This is a genomic window from Pseudomonas sp. P179 (genome assembly GCF_000478485.2).
In the GTDB taxonomy this organism is placed as follows: Bacteria; Pseudomonadota; Gammaproteobacteria; order Pseudomonadales; family Pseudomonadaceae; genus Pseudomonas; species Pseudomonas aeruginosa.
This window is the reverse complement of sequence record NZ_KI517354.1, coordinates 3,703,198-3,725,319: the sequence shown is the minus strand read 5'-3', so window position 1 is coordinate 3,725,319 and position 22,122 is coordinate 3,703,198. Positions and strand designations below refer to the sequence as shown.

Here is a 22,122-nt window from a genome sequence, read left to right as displayed (position 1 = left end):
AGGACCGTCCATGCGTCACTCTCTCTGGCTCCTGCTTGCCGCCATCCTCAGCCTGCCCGCCCAGGCCGGCACCGAATGCCGCGATATCCACGACCGCGACCTGCGGCGCATGTGCAACGCACTGGAACGCGGCGACAGCGGGGATTGCGGCGACATCGACAGCCGCGACCTGCGGCGTTACTGCGGCGCGCTGCTGGCGCCGGGACAGCGCTACGACTGCGACGACATCCGCGACGGCGACACGCGCCGCCAGTGCCGCGCCATCGTCCGCGGCGACCGCAAGCGCTGCGACGACATCGACAGCCGCGACATGCGCCGCCAGTGCCGGGCCGTGGTATCGCGTGCGCCGTGGCAGTGCGACGGCATCGACGACCGCGACATGCGCCGCATCTGCCGGGTCATCCTGTCGCGCTAGATGCCGCCGTCCGCCGGCGTGCCCTGCTCGTCCGGTTCCGCGGATTTCGCCTTGGGCGCCCGGCTCAACTGTACGTTGAGACGCGGCATGGACAGTTCGAGGCCGGCCTGGTCGAGGCGCCGACGCAGGCGCAGGTTGAACGCCCGCTGGACCTCCCACTGCTTGATCGGCGCGGTCTTGAAGCGGAAGCGCAGGATCGCCTGGCCGTTGTCGAAACTCTCCACGCCCTGCAATTCCATCGGCGACCACAGGTTGCGGTAGACCGCCGGGTCGCTGCGCAGCTCCATCGCGACCTCGCGCACCAGCGCCACCGCGTCGTCGATCGGCATGCTCGCCGGCACCGGCCAGCGGAACATCGCGTAGCCGAACTGGCGCGAGTAGTTCTTGATGCTCTTGATCTCGCTGAACGGGATGGTATGCACCACGCCGTCCAGGTCGCGCAGGCGCACGGTACGGATGGTCAGGCCCTCGACCGTGCCAAGGTGGCCGCCGACGTCGACGTAGTCGTCGATCGACAGCGAGTCCTCGATGATGATGAACAGGCCGGTGATCAGGTCCGCCACCAGCGACTGCGCGCCGAAGCCGATGGCCAGGCCGATCACGCCGGCACCGGCCAGCAGCGGGGTGACGTTCATGCCCATGTTGGCCAGGGCGACGATCAGGGCGATCACCGCGATGGTGGCGAACAGTACGTTGCGGATCAGCGGCAGCATGGTCAGCGCGCGGGTGTTCGGCCGGCTCTTGCCGCCCAGGCCGAGGCTGTGCTGGATCGCGGTATCGGTGAGGATCCAGATCAGCCAGGCGACCAGCAGGGTGGTGCCGAAGCTGACTACCTTCATGCTGATCTGCTCGCCCTCGCCTTCCGCATAGCGAATCAGCGACATGCCCCAGACGCGCAAGGCGACCTCGATGAAGAACAGCACCACGAAGATGTGCAGCAGGGTGTAGCCGAAGCTTTGCAACTGCTCGATGTACGGCGCGCTGCGGCGCGGGCCGGCGCCGACCCGACTGGAACGGCGGCGGATCAGCCCGATCACGGTCATCGCCACCACCGCCAGCACCGCGCAGACCAGCGCCCGGCGCAACGCCGAACTGCTGTCGCCGGCGGAAACGAAGGTGGCGAATAGGGAAATCCCCACCAGCACCAGCACCGGCACGAACCACAGCGAGCCGACCAGTTGCACCAGGTCGTGCAGGCTACGGCGCTTGAGGCGGCGCTCCAGCGGCTGGTTGCGGATCAGGTGGGCGATCGGCCGGCGGAAACGCATCACGAACAGCGCGGTGAACAGCGCGGCGCTGGCGTTGGCCAGGGTACTCAGGCAGATCGAGGTGTGCTCGCCGAGGCCGGCGATCAGCCGCGGATCGTGGGCGACCTCGCCCAGCGCGGCGAGGCTGCCGATCAGCCACAACGGGCGGAACGCCTGGCGCCGCAGGATATCCAGGGCGCGCTGGCGGTGCGGGCCGCTGAGCAGCGAGAGGGAAATCACGCACAGCGCGGAGAACAGCGTGCCGCAGACCAGCACATAGGCCATGACCATCGCCAGGGTCTTGCTCAGGGAGTCCGGCAGCACCACCGACAGGTACAGGGTGATGAGGAAGGCCACCAGCCAGGGGCCCAGCTTGCGCAGGGAAAACAGCAGCAGGTCGCGGGTCTTCGGATGCTGCGGCAACTCCGCCGACAGGCCGAAGCGCTCGCGCATGCGCCGGCTGAGCCAGAGCAGCGCGCTAGCCAGGCAGGCCCAGAGGAGGATCACCACCGAAAAATCGAAGACCATCGCCGGCAGGTCGCGCCAGCTGGGAAAGCGCTCCTCGAGTTCGGCACGCGCCAGCTGGAACTGGTTGCCCCATAACGCGACCGGGCTGTTCGCGCCCTGGAACTGCTTTTCCAGGCTGGTCAGGGTATCGCCGATCAGCCCCAGCACCCCACCCTCGCTTTCCTTGCCTTTCTTGGTCACGTCGCGCAGCTGTTTCAGCTTTTTCAGCAGGTCGGCGCGCTGCCTGTCGTTCTCCAGGGTCTGGATGACCTGGTTCAGCGATTGTTCCAACTGCGCATCGCTGACCTTCTCGCCACCGGAGGAACTCCCCGCCAACGGGTTCGGCAGCGCCGCGGCGCCCGGCGGCGAGTAGAACAGGGCGGCGCAGAGGCACAGCAGCAGGGCCGCCAGGACGCGGGAGCGAAGGGTGAAGCGGGCGATGATCGGCACGAGAAAGGCAGTCCCCAAGGTGAGAAACCGAAACAGCCGCATCATACAAGCCGGACACCCGCCGTTTCGAACGGGGCCGCCGGCCGGCGGCGCAAGCACAGACACTCTGGCGCAACGAGGGTTCGCCCCGCCAGTGCCGGCTGAGACGAACGCAGCCGCGCGGCGGGGCACAGCGACCGCCAACGTGCCCCAGCGCACACCTTCGAATACCCGCATGCCGCACAATGCACGGCTTGCCAGCGCGCCGATGCGGTGCAACGCTTGGCAGGTTCACCCGGAGACCGTCCATGCGCCTGATCACCAGCTGCCTGCTCCTGGCCGCCGCCCTGCCGGCCATGGCGCAGATCTACCAATACACCGACGCCAACGGCAACAAGGTATTCACCAACCAGCCGCCAGACGGGGTGCAGGCGCAGACCGTCGAACTGCAGCCGACCAATACCGTAGGAATCGACACGCCGGAAAAGTCCTCCGCGGGCAATGCCCCGGCCGCCGATAGCGAGGCCGCCGCCTACGAGATCCTTGCCCTCAGCGACCTCCCCACGGAAGAGGCGCTGCGCGCCAACAACGGCACCTTCAACGTCAGCGTCAGCATCCGCCCGGCCCTGCACAGCGGCCACCAGTTGCAACTGGTGCTGGACGGCAAACCCTACGGCACGCCCAGCAGCGGCACCCGCTTCACCCTGCACGAGATCGACCGCGGCGACCACAGCCTCGCGGTACAGGTACTCAACGGCGAACGGGTGCTGCAATCCAGCCCGCCGGTGACCTTCACCGTGCAGCGCGTGCACCTCGGGAAGAAGCGATGATCCCGCGCATTCTCGGCGCCCTCCTGCTGTGCCTGGCCTGCGCCGCGCAAGCGGGGGTCTACACCTACATCGACGCCGAGGGCAACCGCGTCTACACCGACCAGCCGCCCAGCGGGCGCAAGGCCCAACGCGTCGAACTGGCGCCGGGCAACAGCGTGGCGCCGCCGGGCATACGCTATCGTCCGCCCGCCGCGCCGCTGGAGGTGAAGCCGCCGGCCTACCAGCTACTGCGCATCCTCTTCCCCGAACCGGACGCAACCCTGCGCGCCAACAGCGGCGACGTCATCGTCACCGTCACCAGCGAGCCGGCGCTGCTGCCCGGCCATCGCTATCGCCTGCTGCTCGACGGCAAGCCTGCCGGAGTGCCGGGACGCAGCCCGGTGTTCCCGTTGAAGAACCTCGATCGCGGCACCCACCAGGTCGCAGTGGAAATCATCGATGGCGACGGCATGACCGTCGAAAGCACCCCGAGCCAGCCCTTCCACCTGCATCGAGTGAGCATCGCCGGGCAACCCCTGCCGGAGGTCGATACGCCGCTGGTCAGCGCGATAGAGCCAAGCGAGCGCTAGCCGAACTTTCCCTGCCCACTCCACGGTGGGCGGGATTTTCCGGTTTTTTTCCCGACTCTCCTGGCGAAAACGCCGCCGGCCACGCCAACGCACCAGATTGGTGCGATTACCCGCACCACTTTCTATACTGTCCCCATTTCGGGTCACCGCTCGTCGCCGAAAACCTTCCCGGCGCACCTCTAGCCAGCGCCTCGGCAGAAAAAACGCGCCTTTTCGGCGCCTGGTTTGCTTTTTGCATTTTCCTGCCCAACCTTGGAACAGCTGCCCGCCATGCCGACCGATACCCTGCACCGACTGTTGCTCGACAACCTGACCACCGCGGTGATCCTGCTCAACGGCGAACTGCGCCTGGAGTACATGAACCCGGCGGCGGAGATGCTCCTGGCCGTGAGCGGCCAGCGCAGCCACGGGCAATTCATCAGCGAGCTGTTCACCGAATCGCCGGAAGCCTTGAACTCGCTGCGCCAGGCGGTGGAACAGGCACATCCGTTCACCAAGCGCGAAGCGACCCTGACCTCGATCACCGGCGTCAGCATCACGGTCGACTATGCGGTGACGCCCATCCTCAACCGCAACGAGACGCTGCTGCTGCTCGAGGTCCATCCGCGCGACCGGCTGATGCGGATCACCCGCGAAGAAGCGCAGTTGTCCAAGCAGGAGACCACCAAGCTGCTGGTGCGCGGGCTCGCCCACGAGATCAAGAACCCGCTCGGCGGCATCCGCGGAGCGGCGCAACTGCTATCCCGCGAGCTGCCGGAAGAGTCGCTGAAGGACTACACCAACGTCATCATCGAAGAAGCCGACCGGTTGCGGAACCTGGTGGACCGCATGCTCGGCTCGAACAAACTGCCGAACCTGGCGCCGACCAACATCCATGAAGTGCTGGAGCGGGTCAGCAGCCTGGTGGAAGCGGAGAGCCAGGGCAGCATCACCCTGGTCCGCGACTACGACCCGAGCATCCCCGACCTGCTGCTCGACCGCGAGCAAATGATCCAGGCCGTGCTCAACATGGTACGCAACGCCATGCAGGCGATCGCCGGGCAGAACGACCTGCGCCTCGGTCGCATCACCCTGCGCAGCCGTACCCTGCGCCAGTTCACCATCGGCCACACGCGTCACCGCCTGGTGTGCAAGGTGGAGATCATCGACAACGGCCCGGGCATTCCGGCCGAGCTCCAGGAAACCATCTTCTACCCCATGGTCAGCGGCCGTCCGGACGGTACCGGACTCGGCCTGGCCATCGCCCAGAACATCATCAGCCAGCACCAGGGGCTGATTGAATGCGAGAGCCACCCCGGCCATACCGTGTTCAGTCTGTTCCTGCCCCTGGAACAAGGAGTGCATTGACCATGAGCCGATCAGAGACCGTCTGGATCGTCGACGACGACCGCTCCATCCGCTGGGTACTGGAAAAGGCCCTGCAACAGGAAGGCATGACCACGGTGAGCTTCGACAGCGCCGACAGCGTGATCGGCCGCCTCGGCCGGCAGCAGCCGGACGTGATCATCTCCGATATCCGCATGCCCGGCGCCAGCGGCCTCGACCTGCTGGCGCAGATCCGCGAACTGCATCCGCGCCTGCCGGTGATCATCATGACCGCGCATTCCGACCTCGACAGCGCGGTGGCCTCCTACCAGGGCGGCGCCTTCGAATACCTGCCCAAGCCGTTCGACGTCGACGAGGCGGTCTCCCTGGTCAAGCGCGCCAACCAGCACGCCCAGGAGCAGCAGGGCCTGGAGCTGCCGGCGAACCAGGCGCGCACGCCGGAGATCATCGGCGAGGCGCCGGCGATGCAGGAGGTATTCCGCGCCATCGGCCGCCTCAGCCATTCCAACATCACCGTGCTGATCAACGGCGAATCGGGTACCGGCAAGGAGCTGGTCGCCCATGCCCTGCATCGCCACAGCCCGCGCGCAGCCTCGCCATTCATCGCGCTGAACATGGCGGCGATCCCCAAGGACCTGATGGAATCCGAGCTGTTCGGCCATGAGAAGGGCGCCTTCACCGGGGCCGCCGCCCAGCGCCGCGGACGCTTCGAGCAGGCCGATGGCGGCACCCTGTTCCTCGACGAGATCGGCGACATGCCGGCCGACACCCAGACCCGCCTGCTGCGCGTCCTGGCCGACGGCGAGTTCTACCGGGTCGGCGGGCACACGCCGGTGAAGGTCGACGTGCGGATCATCGCCGCCACCCACCAGAACCTGGAAAGCCTGGTGCGCGACGGCAAGTTCCGCGAGGACCTGTTCCATCGCCTGAACGTGATCCGCATCCACATCCCGCGGCTGGCCGACCGCCGCGAGGACATCCCGGCGCTGGCCCGGCACTTCCTCAGCCGCGCCGCCCAGGAGCTGGCGGTGGAACCCAAGCTGCTGAAGGCGGAAACCGAGGAGTACCTGAAGAACCTCGGCTGGCCGGGCAACGTCCGCCAACTGGAGAACACCTGTCGCTGGATCACCGTGATGGCCTCCGGCCGCGAGGTGCACATCGACGACCTGCCGCCGGAGCTGCTGACCCAGCCGCAGGACAGCGCGCCGGCGGCGAACTGGGAACAGGCCCTTCGCCAGTGGGCCGACCAGGCGCTGGGCCGCGGCCAGTCGAACCTGCTGGACAGCGCCGTGCCGGCCTTCGAACGGATCATGATAGAAACCGCCCTCAAGCACACCGCCGGCCGCCGCCGCGATGCCGCCGTGCTGCTCGGCTGGGGCCGCAATACCCTGACCCGCAAGATCAAGGAGCTGGGGATGAACGTCGATGGAGCCGACGACGAAGGCGACGACTGAAGCGCCACTGCTCCCATGAGCGACCCAACGGGGCCTTCGGGCCCCGTTTTTCATGGTCCGTCGCGCGCCCGTACCAAGCGAGACGCCGCCCCAGCCTCGGCAGGGCGCCCGCCCGGAACCACCGGTCAAATCGTAGCGTAGGGCGAATAACCGCATCGCGGTTATCCGCCGATTGTGCAGGGCCGCGGCGGATAACGCCTATGGCGTTATTCGCCCTACCGTCCGCAGCACAGCCCCAGCCTCGGCAGGGCGCCCGCCCGGCACCACCGGTCAAACCATGGCGTAGGGCGAATAACCGCATCGCGGTTATCCGCCGGCTGTGCAGGGCAGCGGCCCTTGCCCGGATTTTGGGCAGCGTGCACCAGCAGGCGACAAATCGGCATCAATCGCTGGCGGAAAAGCCCGCTCCGTCATTTTTCCGCAATCGACTTCCCACAAACCCCTGGGATGCCGCCAAGCCCTTGATCCACGGGCTTCCAGAGGCATTCATCACCAGCTCGCCCACAGACTTATCCACAATCCTTCAGGAAAGCGAGCGCGCCGCCAGCGCGCTCATGAGAATTGGCACAGCCCCTGCATAGGAGCAGATAACGAAGATTTCGGGGGCCTCGGTACAGGCAGGCTGGGGAATCCCCTCTTTTACACCCGGCGGCAGACGCAGCATCCGCGCGCAACCGCCACACCCGTTTCGGGGACCTCGGTACAGGCAGGCTGAGAACTCCCCTCTTTTATGCCCGGCGGTAGCGCAGCGATCCGCGCCTCCGCCCTCCCGTTTGGGGACCTCGGTACAGGCAGGCTGAGAATTCCCCCTTTTATTCCCGGCCGTCGCGCTCCTGCAGTTCGACGACGAGGCGCCAGCCCTCGCCATCCTCCGACCACTGCCAGCGCCCCTGCAAGGGGCGGGTCGAGACCAGGCTCAACAGCAGCGCCTTTCCCTCCTCGCGGAGGCGCCAGCGCAACGGCTGGCCCAGCCATCGCCCGTCTCCCTGCTGCGCCGCGCCCCGGGCGACGATGCGCAACGTCAGGGCACCCTCCACCCGTGCCGCCGTAACCGCAGCCTGGCGATCGAAGCGCAGGACCAGGCCCTGCTCGCTCTCCCCGACCGCCAGCAGTTGCGGCGCAGACGTCGGCAGCGAAGCGGGACCGAACAACCTGCCGAGCATCAGCCCGAACAACAACCCGGCAAGCACCAGCGCACCCCAGACTTTCCAGCGCTGGCGCCGCAGATCGTCGATGGCGGAGGTAGAATGCCGCCCGTTATCTGCTCCGGAGCCCTGCATGTTCCACGTCATCCTGTTTCAACCGGAGATACCTCCGAATACCGGCAACATTATCAGGCTCTGCGCCAACGCCGGATGCAGTCTGCACCTGATCGAGCCGCTCGGTTTCGAACTGGACGACAAGCGCTTGCGCCGTGCCGGCCTCGACTACCACGAATACGCCAGCGTACGCCGCTACCCGGATCTGCAGAGCTGCCTCGAGGCCCTCGGCCAGCCACGCCTGTTCGCCTTCACCACCAAGGGGTCGCGGGCCTTCCACGAAGTGGCCTACCAGCGCGACGATGCCTTCCTCTTCGGCCCGGAAAGCCGCGGACTGCCGGAGAACGTGCGCAACGCCCTGCCAACCGATCGGCGCCTGCGCCTGCCGATGCGCGAAGGCTGCCGTAGTCTGAACCTGTCCAACACGGTGGCGGTGACCGTCTACGAAGCCTGGCGCCAGCTCGGCTTCGCCATGGACTGAGCCGGCTGACAGGCATGAAAAAGCCCGCGCAAGGCGGGCTTCTTCGCAAGCGCTGGGCTTACTGGACCGACGGCGTCGGGATCTCGCCGGAGGCCTGCATGCGGGCGATTTCCTGGGCGTAGAGGGCGTCGAAGTTCACCGGCGACAGCATCAGCGCCGGGAACGAACCGCGTACCACCAGGTTGTCCAGGGCTTCGCGAGCGTACGGGAAGAGGATGTTCGGGCAGAACGCGCCAAGGGTATGGCTCATGCTCGACGGATCGAGGTTCTTGATCAGGAAGATGCCGGCCTGCTGCACTTCGGCGATGAAGGCAGTGGTGTCCTCGCCGTTCTTCACGGTCACCGATACGGTCAGGACCACTTCGTAGAAGTCGCCGTCCAGCTGCTTCTGGCGAGTGTTCAGGTCCAGGCTGATGGACGGGTTCCATTCCTGGCGGAAGATTTCCGGTGACTTCGGCGACTCGAACGACAGGTCGCGCAGGTAGATGCGCTGCAGGGAGAACTGGGGTTGCTGCTCGTCGGCAGCGCCGTTGGTAGCTTGCTCGGTCATTTTCGGGCCTTCCCTTGGGTCAATTCATGAATGGTTTCAGGCAGACAGCAGCGCGTCCAGCTTGCCGGCGCGCTCCAGTGCATGAAGGTCGTCGCAGCCGCCGACATGGGTCTCGCCGATCCAGATCTGCGGCACGGTGGTCGATCCCGCCTTGCGTGCCAGCTCGGCGCGCAGTTCGGGCTTGCCGTCGCAGGCGATCTCCTGGAAGTCCACGCCCTTGCGTTGCAGCAACTGCTTGGCGCGGATGCAGTACGGACACCAGGCGGTGGTGTAGATCACGACGGGCGGCATGTCACTTCACCAGCGGCAGGTTGTCGCCGCGCCAGCTGCCGATCCCGCCGGACAGCTTGGCGGCGTTGAAGCCGGCCTTCTTCAGGACGCCGCCCCAGGTACCGGAGTGCTGGCCCATGGCGTCGACCAGGATGATGGTCTTGCCCTTGTACTTTTCCAGTTCGGTCATGCGGCTGTTCAGCTTGTCGGCCGGGATGTTCAGCGCGTCGACGATGTGCCCGCTGGCGAACTCCTTGGCCGGACGGATATCCAGGACCACCGCCTGGTCGGCATTGACCAGCGCGGTCAGCTCGCGGGTCGACAGGCTCTTGCCGCCCTTGCGCAGCTCGTGCAGCAACAGCAGGACCAGCAGGACCAGCAGCGCCGCGACCAGCAGGTAGTGGTTGGTGGCGAACTCGATCAGACGGGAAACGAATTGCATGGTGACGGATATCCAGGGCGTAAAAATGCCGGCCAGTATACAGACCGCGCCGGCCAGGGGGGAACCCGCCGGGCGGCGCCCCGCTCGGCTCCAGGAAATGGCGTCGCGGGAAACTTCACGGTTAGAATGCCGGTCCTTTTCTGTGAAGCTGGCCAGTTCCGGCCCGGGCACGGTTCGGGCGGGACAGAGGGAGCGAGGATAGCGGCATTCGGTTGCGGATCGGCGTCATCGGTTTAATCAATCAGCCTCTTCCTACGTCTTGAACGACAATGTTCCCACTAAATTTGGTCAGTTTCTGAACCCCGCGGAAATAGAGCCGGACATATGACTGCCACGCCCAAACCCCTGGTCCTGATCATCCTGGACGGCTTCGGCCACAGCGAAAGCCCTGACTACAACGCCATCTACGCCGCGAAGAAGCCGGTCTGGGATCGCCTCCTGGCAACCCAGCCGCACGGCCTGATCTCCGGCTCCGGCATGGACGTCGGCCTGCCCGACGGCCAGATGGGCAATTCCGAGGTCGGCCACATGAACCTCGGCGCAGGCCGCGTGGTGTACCAGGACTTCACCCGCGTCACCAAGGCCATCCGCGACGGCGAATTCTTCGAAAACCCGGTGATCGCCGCGGCGGTCGACAAGGCCGTCGCCGCCGACAAGGCGGTGCACATCCTCGGCCTGCTCTCCCCGGGCGGCGTACACAGCCATGAAGACCACCTGGTGGCAATGGCGCAGATGGCCGCCAGGCGCGGCGCCGGCAAGATCTACCTGCATGCCTTCCTGGATGGCCGCGATACCCCGCCGAAAAGCGCGCAGCCGTCGCTGGAGCGTCTCGACGCCACCTTCGCCGGGCTCGGCAAGGGCCGCATCGCCTCGATCATCGGCCGCTATTTCGCGATGGACCGCGACAACCGCTGGGACCGCGTCCAGGCCGCCTATGAACTGATTGTCGACGGCAAGGCCGAGTTCACCGCCGACTCCTCGGTGGCAGCCCTCGAGGCCGCCTACGCCCGCGGCGAGAGCGACGAATTCGTCAAGGCCACCGCGGTGGTCCCGGCCGGCGCCGAAGCGGTGCGGGTCGAGGATGGCGACGCGGTGATCTTCATGAACTTCCGCGCCGACCGCGCCCGCGAGCTGAGCCGCGCCTTCGTCGAGCCGGCATTCAATGAGTTCCCCCGCGAACGAGCCCCGCAGCTGGCAGGTTTCGTCATGCTGACCCAGTACGCGGCGAGCATCCCGGCGCCCTGCGCCTTCCCGCCGGAGCCGCTGACCAACGTCCTCGGCGAATACCTGGCCAAGCATGGCAAGACCCAGCTGCGCATCGCCGAGACCGAGAAGTACGCCCATGTGACCTTCTTCTTCTCCGGCGGCCGCGAGGAACCCTACGAGGGCGAGGAGCGCATCCTGATCCCCTCGCCGAAGGTCGCCACCTACGACCTGCAACCCGAGATGAGCGCGCCGGAAGTCACCGACCGTATCGTCGAGGCCATCGAGCAACAGCGCTACGACGTGATCGTGGTCAACTACGCCAACGGCGACATGGTCGGCCACACCGGCGTGTTCGAGGCCGCGGTCAAGGCGGTGGAGTGCCTGGACACCTGCATGGGCCGTATCGTCGAGGCGCTGGACAAGGTCGGCGGCGAAGCCCTGATCACCGCCGACCACGGCAATGTCGAGCAGATGGAAGACGAGTCCACCGGCCAGGCGCACACCGCGCACACCTGCGAACCGGTGCCCTTCGTCTACGTCGGCAAGCGCAAGCTGAGCATCCGCGAAGGCGGCGTGCTGGCCGACGTGGCGCCGACCATGCTGACCCTCATGGGGCTGGAGCAGCCGGCGGAAATGACCGGTCGCAGCATCGTCACCCTCGGCTGATCCGCGAACGACGAACTCCCGCGCAGGGCGGATAACCGCGTCGCGGTTATCCGCCGCTTCTGCAGGCCATCGACGGATAACGCCTGCGACGTTATCCGCCGTAGCGGGCCGGGCGCCGCGCCCTGTTTCCACGACGCCACCTTCCCCGCTTTAACGCTGCCGATCGGCCGACAGGCCTGGCCACGCGGCGTCGAGACGTGTGCCGCGGTTTTCATTTTCCGCGTCTCCCCCCCTGCCTCCCGCTACGTCGCCGAGGCCCGTGCTAGCCTTGCCCGCGCTGTCTTTTCCATCTGCCCTACAAGGATTTCCGCCGATGTGGTTCCTCCTCGCCACCTCGCTCCTCGCCCTGTCCTTCCAGCGCCTGCTGGCCCTCGTCTTGCTGCTCGCGACCTGCTGCCTCGCCTTCTACGACGGGGTTCTCGCTCCGCCTGCGGTCGCCGCCCTGGCTGCACTGGGCGTCCTCGCCCTGTTGCGCCGGCGCCTGGCGGCACGCCGCGCCTGGGCCCTGGGCCTGGAGCTGCTGCTGGTCGCCGGCGCGGTGGGCCTGTTCCTGCACCTGCTACCCGGCTTCGCCAACCCCAGGGTCCTGGACAAGGCGGTGGTCGGCCCGCAGAGCCTGCCGTTCACCATGTACTTCAACTTCGACAAGGCACTGGTGCCGTTCCTGCTACTGGCCTGCCTGCCGAGCCTGTTCCGCGACGAAGCCCGCGCTCCCGGCCGCCCCTGGTACTGGCTGCTGCTCGCGGCGGCGGTGCCGGCGCTGCTTCTGCTGGCTGTCGGCGTCGGCCTGCTGCGGCCGGAACTCCACGCGCCGGCCTGGCTCTGGCAGTTCGTCCTGGCCAACCTGTTCTTCGTTTCCCTTGCCGAGGAAGCGCTGTTCCGCGGCTACCTGCAGCAACGCCTGGGCCAATGGCTGGGCCCCTGGCCCGCCCTGGCACTGGCCTCGGCGCTGTTCGGCCTGGCGCACTTCGCCGGCGGCCCGCTGCTGATGCTGTTCGCCGGCCTCGCCGGGCTGATCTACGGGTTGGCCTGGCTGTGGAGCGGCCGCCTGTGGGTGGCGACGCTGTTCCACTTCGGGCTGAACCTGACGCATCTGCTGCTGTTCACCTACCCGCTCTACAGACCCGCCTGATGCCCGTGGCCTTCGTCGTCGACGACATCCGCCGCTGCCATCCGGCTGAAATACGTGGAAGCGCCCCACAGCGCGCGGTGCGGGGCGTTTTTTTTAACGGCGGCCACGGGCATACTAGGCCGGTCCAATTCCCAGGTGCCCGCCACCCCATGCTCCGCCTCCTTCCTCTCCTGCTATCCCTCGCCTGTCTCGCTCCGGCCTTCGCCGACGAGCGCGCCGACACCCAACGCCAGCTGGAACAGACGCAGAAGGACATCGGCGAGCTGAAGAAGCTGCTGGACGGCATCCAGCAGGAAAAGAGCGGCGTGCAGAAGCAGCTGAAGTCCACCGAGACCGAGATGGGCGACCTGGAAAAACAGATCAAGGCCCTGCAGGACGAGCTGGACAAGAGCGAAGCCGAGCTGAAACGGCTGGATGGGGAGAAAAAAAAACTCCAGGACGCGCGCATTGAGCAGCAGCGCCTCCTCGCCATCCAGGCCCGCGCGGCCTACCAGAGTGGACGCGAGGAATACCTGAAGCTGCTGCTGAACCAGGAACACCCGGAAAAATTCAGCCGCACCCTCACCTACTACGACTACATCAACAAAGCCCGTCTCGAACAGCTCGCCAGCTTCAACGAAACCCTCCGCCAGCTGGCCAACGTCGAGCAGGACATCTCTGCGCAGAAAGCCGAACAACTGAGCAAGCAAGGCGAGCTGGACAGCCGCCGCGAGGCGCTGGCAGCGACCCGCAAGGAGCGCCAGCAAGCCCTGGCCAAGCTGAACAGCGACTACCGCGAACGCGACCAGAAGCTCAAGTCCCGCCAACAGGACCAGGCCGAGCTGGCCAAGGTACTGCGGACCATCGAGGAAACCCTGGCCCGCCAGGCCCGCGAAGCCGCCGCCGCGGCGGAGCGCGAGCGCCAGCGCGCGCTGGCCGCCGAACGCGAGCGTGCGCGCCAGCAGCAGGCCGCCCCCGGACGAGTCACCAGCCCGCCGCGCGAACCTGCGCCGGGCCCGCTGGTCTCAAGCACTGGCGCGGTCTACGGCGGCGCGTTCGGCTCGGCCCGCGGCAAGCTGCCGTGGCCGGTGAATGGCCGCGTCGTGGCGCGCTTCGGCAGCCAGCGCGGCGACGATCCGCGGGCGAAATGGGACGGCGTACTGATTTCGGCGAGCGCCGGCAGCACCGTCCGCGCGGTGCACGGCGGACGCGTGGTATTCGCCGACTGGTTGCGCGGAGCCGGCCTGTTGGTCATCCTCGACCACGGTGGCGGCTACCTCAGCCTTTATGGCCATAATCAAAGCCTGCTGAAAGACGCCGGCGACACCGTGAAGGCCGGAGACCCGATCGCCACCGTTGGAACCAGCGGCGGCCAGAGTAGCCCGGCCGTGTACTTCGCCATTCGCCATCAGGGCCGCCCGGCGGACCCTACTACCTGGTGCCGCGCACAGGGATAGGCGCCGAACTCGTGATTAGGAGCTGAACATGCTGCATTGCTTCCGTCCCACCACCCTGGCGCTGGCCCTGCTGCTCGGCGCGGGCGCGGCCCAGGCTGCCGACGCCCCGGCCGACGCCGCGCCACTGGCCAACGGTAGCAGTGCCCCGCTGCCCCTCGACGAGCTGCGTACCTTCGCCGAGGTTCTCGACCGGGTGAAGGCCGCCTATGTCGAGCCAGTGGACGACAAGACCCTGCTGGAGAACGCCATCAAGGGCATGCTCAGCAACCTCGACCCGCACTCCGCCTACCTCGGCCCGGAGGACTTCGCCGAGCTGCAGGAAAGCACCAGCGGCGAGTTCGGCGGCCTGGGCATCGAGGTCGGCAGCGAAGACGGCTTCATCAAGGTGGTCTCGCCGATCGACGACACCCCCGCGGCCCGCGCCGGCATCCAGCCCGGCGACCTGATCGTGCAGATCGACGGCAAGCCGACCAAGGGCCAGTCGATGACCGAAGCGGTCGACAGCATGCGCGGCAAGGCCGGCTCCCCGATCACCCTGACCATCGTCCGCGATGGCGGCAGACCGTTCGACGTCGAACTCAAGCGCGCCATCATCAAGGTCAAGAGTGTCAAGAGCCAGGTCCTCGAACCCGGCTACGCCTACCTGCGCATCACCCAGTTCCAGGTCAACACCGGCGAGGAAGTGGTCAAGGCGCTGAACCAGCTGCGCAAGGACAACAAGGGCCGTCTCAAGGGCCTGGTCCTGGACCTGCGCAACAACCCCGGCGGCGTGCTGCAGTCCGCCGTCGAGGTAGCCGACGCCTTCCTCACCAAGGGCCTGATCGTCTACACCAAGGGCCGCATCGCCAACTCCGAGCTGCGCTTCAGCGCCGACCCGGCCGATCCCAGCGACAAGGTTCCGCTGGTGGTGCTGATCAACGGTGGCAGCGCCTCGGCGGCGGAAATCGTCGCCGGTGCCCTGCAGGACCAGAAGCGCGCGATCCTGATGGGCACCGACAGCTTCGGCAAGGGCTCGGTGCAGACCGTGCTGCCGCTGAACAACGACCGCGCCCTGAAGCTCACCACCGCGCTCTACTACACCCCCAACGGGCGCTCCATCCAGGCCCAGGGGATCGTTCCGGACATCGAAGTCGGACGCGCCAAGGTGACCCAGGAGCGGAGCAGCTTCGAGGGCTTCAAGGAAGCCGACCTGCAGGGCCACCTGGCCAACGGCAACGGCGGTGCCGACCGCCCCACCGGCAAGCGTGCCGCGCCGAGCGAGCGCCCGCAGGATTCCGACTACCAGCTCAGCCAGGCCCTTAGCCTGCTGAAAGGCCTGAGCGTCACCCGCGGCAACTGATGTCGGCGTTTCGCGTTGCCCTGCTGGGCCTGTGCCTGCTGTTCAACCAGGCCCAGGCCCGCCAGGACCCCGCCCCCTACCAGCGCCCGCCGCTGCTGACCGTGGTCATCGATGACCTCGGGCAGAACCTGGCGCGCGACCGCCGGGTCCTCGACCTGCCCCCCGGCGTAACCCTGGCGATCATCCCGGAAACCCCGCATGCCGCCGAACTGGCCCGCGAGGCGCACCAGCGCGGGCGCACGGTGATCCTGCACATGCCGATGGACCCGGCCGGCGGTCCCTACGCCTGGCGGCCGGAGCTGACCCAGGAAGAGCGTGCGCGGCGGCTGGACGCGGCGCTGGCCAAGGTGCCGTTCGTGCAAGGCCTGAACAACCACGAGGGCAGCCGCATGACCGCGGTGCGCCCGGCGATGGCCTGGCTCGCCGAGGAACTCCAGCGTCGCGGCCTGTACCTGGTCGACAGCCGCACCAGCGCCGCCACCGTGGCCGCCAGCGAGGCGCAGCGGATCGGCCTGGCGAGCGTCTCGCGCGATGTGTTCCTCGACAACGAAGCCACACCGGAAGCGGTCTCCGCACAACTGCAGGCCGGCGTCGCCCTGGCCCGCAAGCAGGGTTCGGCGTTGCTCATCGGCCACCCGCACAAGGCCACCCTCGACGTGCTGGCGCGGGAGCTGCCGAAGCTGCGCGCCCAGGGCATCGAGCTGGTACCGCCGCAGATGCTCATCGGCGAGCGCGGCAACCGCAACGTCAACCCACGCCAGGCGCCGCACTGAAGCCGGGTTTACCGGCGTCGCGGCAGCGGTTAAGGTGACGTCCTCGTCATTCCTGCACGGACGCACCGATGGCCCGCCCTTCCCCTCCCATGCCCCTGCTCGCCGCCGCCCTGCTGGTCGCAGGCGCGATTCCCCTCGGTTTCATCTGGATCCTCACCAGCGCCAAGTTCGAGATAGGCGGCGCCAGCCCCGGCGAGAGCACCGTCGGCAAGGTCGAGAACATCGACCAGCGCGCCATGGAGCAATTCTGCACCGGCGTGCGGGCGACGCCCGCCGGCACCTGGCTGGTAGGCCGGCGCGAGGTCGGCCGCGACGAGCAGGCTCTGCCCGAGGGCGTCATCGACCTGGACCTGGTGGCGGCCGCCCAGCCCAGGGAAGAAGAGTCCGAACCCCACCTCTTCAACTTCCTCAACGGCATGCTGCTATCCGGCGGCGATCCGGAAACCACCTATGTCTCGCGCCTGGGCGCGGACGGCGTGTTCCACGAAGTGGCGCGGCTCGGCGAGACCGCCTGCCTGGAAGTCACGCCGGACGGTTCCAGCGTCTTCCTGCTCACCGGCCTGCGGCGCCCGGGCAAGGACAACGGTCAGCGCGAGCAGACAGTGGTGCTGCGCAGCGACGACCAGGGCAAGAGCTGGCGGCGGCTCGAGGAAGGCTTCATGGCCGAGGCGAATCGACTGGGCTGGGCTCTCGCACCGCGCTTCCACGGCAAGGATGAAGTCTGGGTCTGGGGTGATTTCGAATACGGCGGTGCCGATGGCGGCCGGGAACCCGGCCAGCCGAGCGGGCTGTTCTATTCGCCCGACCGCGGCGCCAGTGTCGAGTCGATCGCCACCTCCGCGCCGCTGCTGGTCGACCTCGCCTACGCCCGCGAGTTGGCGCCGAACGGCGTCAACTGGGGCGACTACAACGGCAAGCACGGGCAGATCAAGGCACACGTCGCCCAACTGGACGCGGAGCGCGCCGCGATCTGGGTAAGCCAGACCTTCCGCTATGGCCCACCCGAGGGGCGCTACCTGACCAGCTCGATATTGGTCACCACCCAGGCCGAACTGCGCCGCGAGGGCGGACGCTGGCAGATGGGCGCGATCCGGCGCACCGACGGCGTGGCCGTCGAGCGCCTGGAACAGAACATGGACGGTCGGGTGATCGCAGTGCTCGACCACCCGGACGAATCGCGCTCGCTGATCGCCGAGCTCGATCGCGACGCGCTCGAATGGAAGATCACCGGCAAGCTGCCCAGCCCGTTCTGGCCCCTGCCGTCCAGTTCCGGGCTGCGCGAGTTCTACATGGGCAGGAATGTGCTGCTGGCCAACACCATGAGCCACTACGAAGTGCCGCTGTGGCTGTATCCCGACGAGGAGCCGGCGAGCGTCTCTGCCAACGCGGTGTACTACTCGGACGACTGGGGTTCATCCTGGCGCCGCCTGGACATCGCCGGCTACCTCGGCGTGCTCGGCTTCGACGAGGCGCACGACCGGGTGTTCTGGGCCCGCGGCAACTGGTACGACAGCCGCGACCTCGGCGTCCAGGCCTACGACCTGAACTGAGCCCCCTCGCCGCGCCGGCGGAGGGGCGCCCGCCAGTCAGAGGTAGTTGGCGACGGCTTCGTCGACGAAGCCTTCCTGGCGCATCTGCTCCAGGGCCTTTTGCAGGCGCTCCACCACCTCGTCCGGAGTGTCCTTGTTCAACGCCAGGTAGAGCTTGGCCTCGTTGAAACGCAGCACCGTCTGCAGGCCGGACACGCCTTCCTGCTTGGCCAGGTAGCGGCCGACCGGATCGGTGGTGGCCCACAGGTCGATCTGCCCGCCGGTAAGCTTCTTCACGTTTTCCTGGTCGCGCAGGGCGTTGATCACCGGGATGCCCTGGGCCTCCAGGTGCTGGCTGACCGCGTCGTTCTTGTAGGCGCCGAGCTTGTAGCGGGCGGCGTCCTTGAGATTCTTCACGGCGATCTTGCTGCCGGCCGGCGCCAGCAACACCCAACTGGTGTCGGCCAGCGGGCCGACCCATTTGAACTGCGGCACCCGCTCGGGGGTGTAGGTCATGGAGAACAGCCCGTAGCCGGGCTTGTCCAGGGTCAACCGGTACAGGCGGTCCCAGGGGAAGCGCAGGCTCAGGGAATAGCCGATGCCGGCGCGCCTGAACATCTCCCGGACGATGTCGGCACTGATGCCGTCGATGCCATCGTCGCGGGCGAAGTTCTTGTCGTCCACCGCCATGTTGAAGGGCGGGAAGTTCTCGGTCAGCAGCACCACCTTGTAGTCGGCGGGCAATTCGGCACGGGCCGCGGAGGCCCCCAGCAACACCCCCAGGATCAGGGTCTGGATCAGGACTTTCAGCATGGTCACACCGCTCGCTTGGTTATCGTTATTGGCTAGCGGCATCCCTGCGTCAGGACGAAATACCTGGCTCGTCGGCCTTCCATGGCATTGCCGGCGGGGCCGGCAAAGGCGTTTCCCCGCCCGGCCCCCTGTTGGCCGGACGGAGCGAATCAGAGATAGCTGTTGAGGATGTCCTCGACGAAGCCTTCCTTGCGCATGCCGTCCAGGGCTGCCTGGAGCTTCTGCACCACTTCGTCGGGAGTCTCGCGGTTGAGCGCCAGGTACAGCTGGTCGCTGTTGAAGCGCAGCACCGTCTTCAGGCCGGTCACGCCTTCCTGCTTGGCCAGGTAGCGCCCGGCGGGATCGCCGCTGGCCCAGAGGTCGATCTGGCCCTTGACCAGCTTCTGCGCGTTTTCCTGGTCGCGTAGCGCCAGGTCGGCCTCGAAACCGTTCTTGCCGAGGAACTCGGCGATGGCATCGCCCTTGTAGGCGCCGATCCGGTATTTCTTCGCCTCGTCCAGGCTGCCCAGGGTGATCGGGCTGTCGCCCTTGGCCAGCAGCACCCAGTCGTCCGGGCCGATCGGACCGACCCACTTGAACTTGTCCTCGCGCTCGGCCAGGCGGGCGGTGACGAACACCCCGTAGCCGGGCTTCTCCAGCGCCAGCTTGTAGATGCGGTCCCAGGGGAAACGCAGGGTCAGGCTGTACTTGATGCCGGCGCGCTTGAACATCTCGCGGACGATATCCACGGCGATGCCGTCGATGTTGTCTTCCTGGGCGAAGTTCTTGCCGTTGATCGCCATGTTGTACGGCGGGAAGTTCTCCGTGAGCAGGACCATGCTGTAGTCGGGATCGGTTTCGGCGCGCGCGCCGCCGACCAGCAGCAGGGTTGCGAGCAGCGCGAAGAGCAGGCTTCTTTGCATTGTTGTCATCCTGTCAGGGGCCTGGAGCGAGGCAGAATAACCAGCGCCGCGCCGCCAGGCCAGCCTTTTGCCAGCATCGCCGGCGAGGCGTCAGTAGCGCTCGCGGATCTGCTTCAACAAGCCTTCGCTGCGCAGCGCGTCGACCGCCGCTTGCAACTTCTGCACCAGCTCGTCCGGGGTGTCCTTGTTCAGCGCCAGGAACAGCTCGGCGGTATGGAAACGCTGGACCACCTTCACCTCCTTGAGGCCCTCGCGCTGGGCGACGTAGCGCCCGCTCGGATCGGCGGTGACCCAGAGATCGATCTGCCCACTGGCCAGCTTGTCGACGTTCTCGTTGTCGCGCAGCGCCAGTTGCACCTGCAGGCCGCGGTCGACCAGGTGCTGACTGATGGCGTCGTTCTTGTAGCCGCCGATCCGGTAGCGCGCGGCGTCTTCCAGGCTGTTCAGGTGGATGCTGCTGTCGCCGCGGGCCATCAGTACCCAGTCGTTGACCGCCAGCGGGCCGACCCACTTGAACTTGTCCTCGCGCTCCGGCGTACGGGCGGTGGAAAACACGCCATAGCCGGGCTCGCTCAGCGCCTGCTGGTAGACCCGGTCCCAGGGGAAGCGCAGGATCAGCTGGCACTCGATCTGCGCGCGCTCGCAGGCGGCGCGCACGGTATCGGTGCTGATGCCGCTGATGCCATCGTCCTTGGCGTAGTTGCCGCCGTTCACCGCCATGTTGAACGGCACCAGGTTCTCGGTCAGCAGGACCAGGGTTTCGGCGCGCGCCAGGGCGCTAGCGCATAGCAGGGCCAGGCTGCCGACGCAGCCGAGAGCCAGACGGAAGATGGACATGGAGGACTCCCTGTCGGTCGCAATGTTTGTCGTTATGGCAGGGCATCGGCGCTCTAGCGGCACCTGATGCGGGGGGCGTGACTGTACCTGAAAGAAAGCCGCGCGAGTGTCGACTCGCGCTCAGGAATGGCTAGCCGATCACCGGCCCTGTGCGCTGCGGCGCAACGCGCCTCAGCGCACCACGATACCGCGGCTGGCCAGGTAGGCCTTGGCTTCCGGCACGGTGTACTCGCCGAAGTGGAAGATGCTCGCCGCGAGCACCGCGTCGGCCTTGCCCTCGAGGATGCCGGCGGCCAGGTGCTCCAGGTTGCCGACGCCGCCGGAAGCGATCACCGGCACGTTCACCGCCTCGCTGATGGCGCGGGTCACGCCCAGGTCGTAACCGCTCTTCACGCCGTCCTGGTCCATGCTGGTCAGGAGAATCTCGCCAGCGCCCAGGTCTTCCATCTTCTTCGCCCAGAGCACGGCATCCAGCCCGGTGGGCTTGCGCCCGCCATGGGTGAAGATTTCCCAGCGCGGCGCCTCGCCCGGGGCGGAAACCTTCTTCGCGTCGATGGCGACCACGATGCACTGCGAGCCGAAGCGGTCGGCGGCCTCACCGACGAACTCGGGGTTGAACACCGCGGCGGTGTTGATCGAGACCTTGTCCGCGCCGGCATTCAACAGGTTGCGGATGTCCTGCACGCTGCGTACGCCGCCGCCCACGGTCAGCGGAATGAACACCTGGCTAGCCATGCGCTCGACGGTATGCAGGGTGGTGTCGCGCCCGTCGACGCTGGCGGTGATATCGAGGAAGGTGATCTCGTCGGCACCCTGCTCGTCGTAGCGGCGAGCGATCTCGACCGGGTCGCCGGCGTCGCGGATGTTCTCGAACTTGACGCCCTTGACCACTCGGCCGTTGTCCACGTCGAGGCAGGGGATGATGCGTTTTGCCAGTGCCATGCGGTTCGCCTCAGGCCTTGAAGTTGTCGCACAGCGCCTGGGCTTCGGCCACGTCCAGGGTGCCTTCGTAGATCGCCCGGCCGGTGATGGCGCCGATGATCCCCGGGGTGCGGGCGTCCAGCAGCTTCTGGATGTCGCCGAGATTGTGGATGCCGCCGGAGGCGATCACCGGGATCCGCGTGGCATTGGCCAGCGCGGCGGTAGCCTCGACGTTGCAGCCCTGCATCATGCCGTCCTTGGAAATATCCGTGTAGACGATGGCGGACACCCCGTCGGCCTCGAAGCGACGAGCCAGGTCGATCACCTGGACTTCGCTGACCTCGGCCCAGCCGTCGGTGGCGACGAAACCGTCCTTGGCATCCAGGCCGACGATGACCTTGCCCGGGAAGGCGCGGCAGGCCTCGCCGACGAACTCAGGCTGCTTGACCGCCTTGGTGCCGATGATGACGTAGCTGACGCCGGCGCGAACGTAATGCTCGATGGTTTCCAGCGAGCGGATGCCGCCGCCGATCTGGATCGGCAGGTCCGGGTAGCGACGGGCGATGGCGGTGACCACCTCGCCGTTGACCGGCTTGCCTTCGAAAGCGCCGTTCAGGTCCACCAGGTGCAGGCGGCGGCAACCGCCATCGACCCATTTGGCGGCCATCGCCACCGGATCGTCGGAGAAGACCGTGGCGTCTTCCATCAGGCCCTGGCGCAGACGCACGCAGGCGCCGTCTTTCAAGTCGATCGCGGGAATGATCAGCATCGGTGAACCCTGTTCAAGTC

22 protein-coding genes are annotated in these 22,122 nt (G+C 67.1%); 12 read left to right on the top strand and 10 right to left on the bottom strand.

What is annotated here, in order from left to right; all coding sequences use genetic code 11:
* Positions 1-10 precede the first annotated feature (10 nt).
* Positions 11-415 (top strand): hypothetical protein, encoded by a 405-nt coding sequence (locus HMPREF1224_RS29720; protein WP_003104642.1) that lies wholly within the window; start codon positions 11-13, stop codon positions 413-415.
* Here the strand turns inward: HMPREF1224_RS29720 and HMPREF1224_RS29715 are convergent.
* Positions 412-2,619 carry a mechanosensitive ion channel family protein gene (locus HMPREF1224_RS29715; RefSeq protein WP_003111156.1) on the bottom strand — a complete coding sequence of 736 codons (2,208 nt, stop codon included), beginning with the start codon at positions 2,617-2,619 and terminating at the stop codon, positions 412-414. The genes HMPREF1224_RS29720 and HMPREF1224_RS29715 overlap by 4 nt on opposite strands.
* Before the next feature lie 287 nt (positions 2,620-2,906).
* Between HMPREF1224_RS29715 and HMPREF1224_RS29710 the strand changes: the two genes are divergently transcribed.
* The 4 genes from HMPREF1224_RS29710 to ntrC all read left to right on the top strand — a co-directional run bounded on the left by HMPREF1224_RS29710 (position 2,907) and on the right by ntrC (position 6,777).
* Positions 2,907-3,428: a DUF4124 domain-containing protein gene (locus HMPREF1224_RS29710; RefSeq protein ID WP_003104660.1), complete on the top strand. Its 522-nt coding sequence runs from the start codon at positions 2,907-2,909 to the stop codon at positions 3,426-3,428.
* Positions 3,425-3,997: a DUF4124 domain-containing protein gene (locus HMPREF1224_RS29705; protein ID WP_003114474.1), complete on the top strand. Its 573-nt coding sequence runs from the start codon at positions 3,425-3,427 to the stop codon at positions 3,995-3,997. Before HMPREF1224_RS29710 ends, HMPREF1224_RS29705 begins: the two co-directional genes overlap by 4 nt.
* 270 nt (positions 3,998-4,267) lie before the next feature.
* Positions 4,268-5,344 carry a two-component system sensor histidine kinase NtrB gene (ntrB, locus tag HMPREF1224_RS29700; protein WP_003096033.1) on the top strand — a complete coding sequence of 359 codons (1,077 nt, stop codon included), beginning with the start codon at positions 4,268-4,270 and terminating at the stop codon, positions 5,342-5,344.
* Between the two features lie 2 nt (positions 5,345-5,346).
* Complete coding sequence (gene ntrC, locus HMPREF1224_RS29695) at positions 5,347-6,777, top strand: two-component system response regulator NtrC (RefSeq protein ID WP_003104661.1); 1,431 nt, start codon at positions 5,347-5,349, stop codon at positions 6,775-6,777.
* Between the two features lie 812 nt (positions 6,778-7,589).
* Here the strand turns inward: ntrC and HMPREF1224_RS0112280 are convergent.
* Complete coding sequence (locus tag HMPREF1224_RS0112280) at positions 7,590-8,057, bottom strand: hypothetical protein (RefSeq protein ID WP_019396203.1); 468 nt, start codon at positions 8,055-8,057, stop codon at positions 7,590-7,592.
* Between HMPREF1224_RS0112280 and trmL the strand changes: the two genes are divergently transcribed.
* Complete coding sequence (trmL, locus tag HMPREF1224_RS29690; RefSeq protein ID WP_003162967.1) at positions 8,056-8,517, top strand: tRNA (uridine(34)/cytosine(34)/5-carboxymethylaminomethyluridine(34)-2'-O)-methyltransferase TrmL; 462 nt, start codon at positions 8,056-8,058, stop codon at positions 8,515-8,517. The genes HMPREF1224_RS0112280 and trmL overlap by 2 nt on opposite strands.
* Positions 8,518-8,575: 58 nt before the next feature.
* Here the strand turns inward: trmL and secB are convergent, their stop codons facing one another.
* From secB to HMPREF1224_RS29675, 3 genes are read right to left on the bottom strand one after another with little or no spacing between them, the layout of a single operon-like run.
* The gene (secB, locus tag HMPREF1224_RS29685) at positions 8,576-9,067 is read right to left on the bottom strand and encodes a protein-export chaperone SecB (protein ID WP_003096050.1); all 492 of its coding nucleotides are present in this window, start codon (positions 9,065-9,067) and stop codon (positions 8,576-8,578) included.
* A gap of 36 nt (positions 9,068-9,103) precedes the next feature.
* Positions 9,104-9,358: a glutaredoxin 3 gene (gene grxC, locus HMPREF1224_RS29680; RefSeq protein ID WP_003096057.1), complete on the bottom strand. Its 255-nt coding sequence runs from the start codon at positions 9,356-9,358 to the stop codon at positions 9,104-9,106.
* Position 9,359: 1 nt separating this feature from the next.
* Complete coding sequence (locus tag HMPREF1224_RS29675) at positions 9,360-9,779, bottom strand: rhodanese-like domain-containing protein (RefSeq protein WP_003096058.1); 420 nt, start codon at positions 9,777-9,779, stop codon at positions 9,360-9,362.
* Between the two features lie 324 nt (positions 9,780-10,103).
* Between HMPREF1224_RS29675 and gpmM the strand changes: the two genes are divergently transcribed.
* The 6 genes from gpmM (at position 10,104) to HMPREF1224_RS29645 (ending at position 17,881) form a co-directional block, all read left to right on the top strand.
* Positions 10,104-11,651 carry a 2,3-bisphosphoglycerate-independent phosphoglycerate mutase gene (gpmM, locus tag HMPREF1224_RS29670; protein WP_010793679.1) on the top strand — a complete coding sequence of 516 codons (1,548 nt, stop codon included), beginning with the start codon at positions 10,104-10,106 and terminating at the stop codon, positions 11,649-11,651.
* A gap of 313 nt (positions 11,652-11,964) precedes the next feature.
* Positions 11,965-12,783 carry a CPBP family intramembrane glutamic endopeptidase gene (locus HMPREF1224_RS29665; protein WP_003457664.1) on the top strand — a complete coding sequence of 273 codons (819 nt, stop codon included), beginning with the start codon at positions 11,965-11,967 and terminating at the stop codon, positions 12,781-12,783.
* Between the two features lie 149 nt (positions 12,784-12,932).
* On the top strand, positions 12,933-14,219 hold the full coding sequence (locus HMPREF1224_RS29660; RefSeq protein ID WP_003123645.1) for a murein hydrolase activator EnvC family protein: 1,287 nt from the start codon (positions 12,933-12,935) through the stop codon (positions 14,217-14,219).
* 28 nt (positions 14,220-14,247) lie between these two features.
* A complete protein-coding gene (gene cptA, locus HMPREF1224_RS29655) occupies positions 14,248-15,558 on the top strand; it encodes a proteolytic complex protein CptA (RefSeq protein ID WP_003096067.1) in 1,311 nt (436 codons plus the stop codon).
* Positions 15,558-16,331, top strand: coding sequence for a divergent polysaccharide deacetylase family protein (locus HMPREF1224_RS29650; RefSeq protein ID WP_003118013.1), 774 nt, complete (start codon positions 15,558-15,560; stop codon positions 16,329-16,331). Before cptA ends, HMPREF1224_RS29650 begins: the two co-directional genes overlap by 1 nt.
* A 68-nt stretch (positions 16,332-16,399) precedes the next feature.
* Complete coding sequence (locus HMPREF1224_RS29645) at positions 16,400-17,881, top strand: hypothetical protein (protein WP_010793678.1); 1,482 nt, start codon at positions 16,400-16,402, stop codon at positions 17,879-17,881.
* 36 nt (positions 17,882-17,917) lie between these two features.
* Here the strand turns inward: HMPREF1224_RS29645 and HMPREF1224_RS29640 are convergent, their stop codons facing one another.
* The 5 genes from HMPREF1224_RS29640 to hisA all read right to left on the bottom strand — a co-directional run bounded on the left by HMPREF1224_RS29640 (position 17,918) and on the right by hisA (position 22,102).
* Positions 17,918-18,673, bottom strand: coding sequence for a substrate-binding periplasmic protein (locus HMPREF1224_RS29640; protein WP_003096075.1), 756 nt, complete (start codon positions 18,671-18,673; stop codon positions 17,918-17,920).
* A gap of 149 nt (positions 18,674-18,822) precedes the next feature.
* Complete coding sequence (locus HMPREF1224_RS29635; protein WP_003106330.1) at positions 18,823-19,575, bottom strand: substrate-binding periplasmic protein; 753 nt, start codon at positions 19,573-19,575, stop codon at positions 18,823-18,825.
* 90 nt (positions 19,576-19,665) lie between these two features.
* The gene (locus tag HMPREF1224_RS29630) at positions 19,666-20,412 is read right to left on the bottom strand and encodes a substrate-binding periplasmic protein (protein ID WP_003457672.1); all 747 of its coding nucleotides are present in this window, start codon (positions 20,410-20,412) and stop codon (positions 19,666-19,668) included.
* A gap of 171 nt (positions 20,413-20,583) precedes the next feature.
* On the bottom strand, positions 20,584-21,354 hold the full coding sequence (gene hisF, locus HMPREF1224_RS29625; RefSeq protein ID WP_003106334.1) for an imidazole glycerol phosphate synthase subunit HisF: 771 nt from the start codon (positions 21,352-21,354) through the stop codon (positions 20,584-20,586).
* Positions 21,355-21,364: 10 nt separating this feature from the next.
* A complete protein-coding gene (hisA, locus tag HMPREF1224_RS29620; RefSeq protein ID WP_003106336.1) occupies positions 21,365-22,102 on the bottom strand; it encodes a 1-(5-phosphoribosyl)-5-[(5-phosphoribosylamino)methylideneamino]imidazole-4-carboxamide isomerase in 738 nt (245 codons plus the stop codon).
* Positions 22,103-22,122 lie beyond the last annotated feature (20 nt).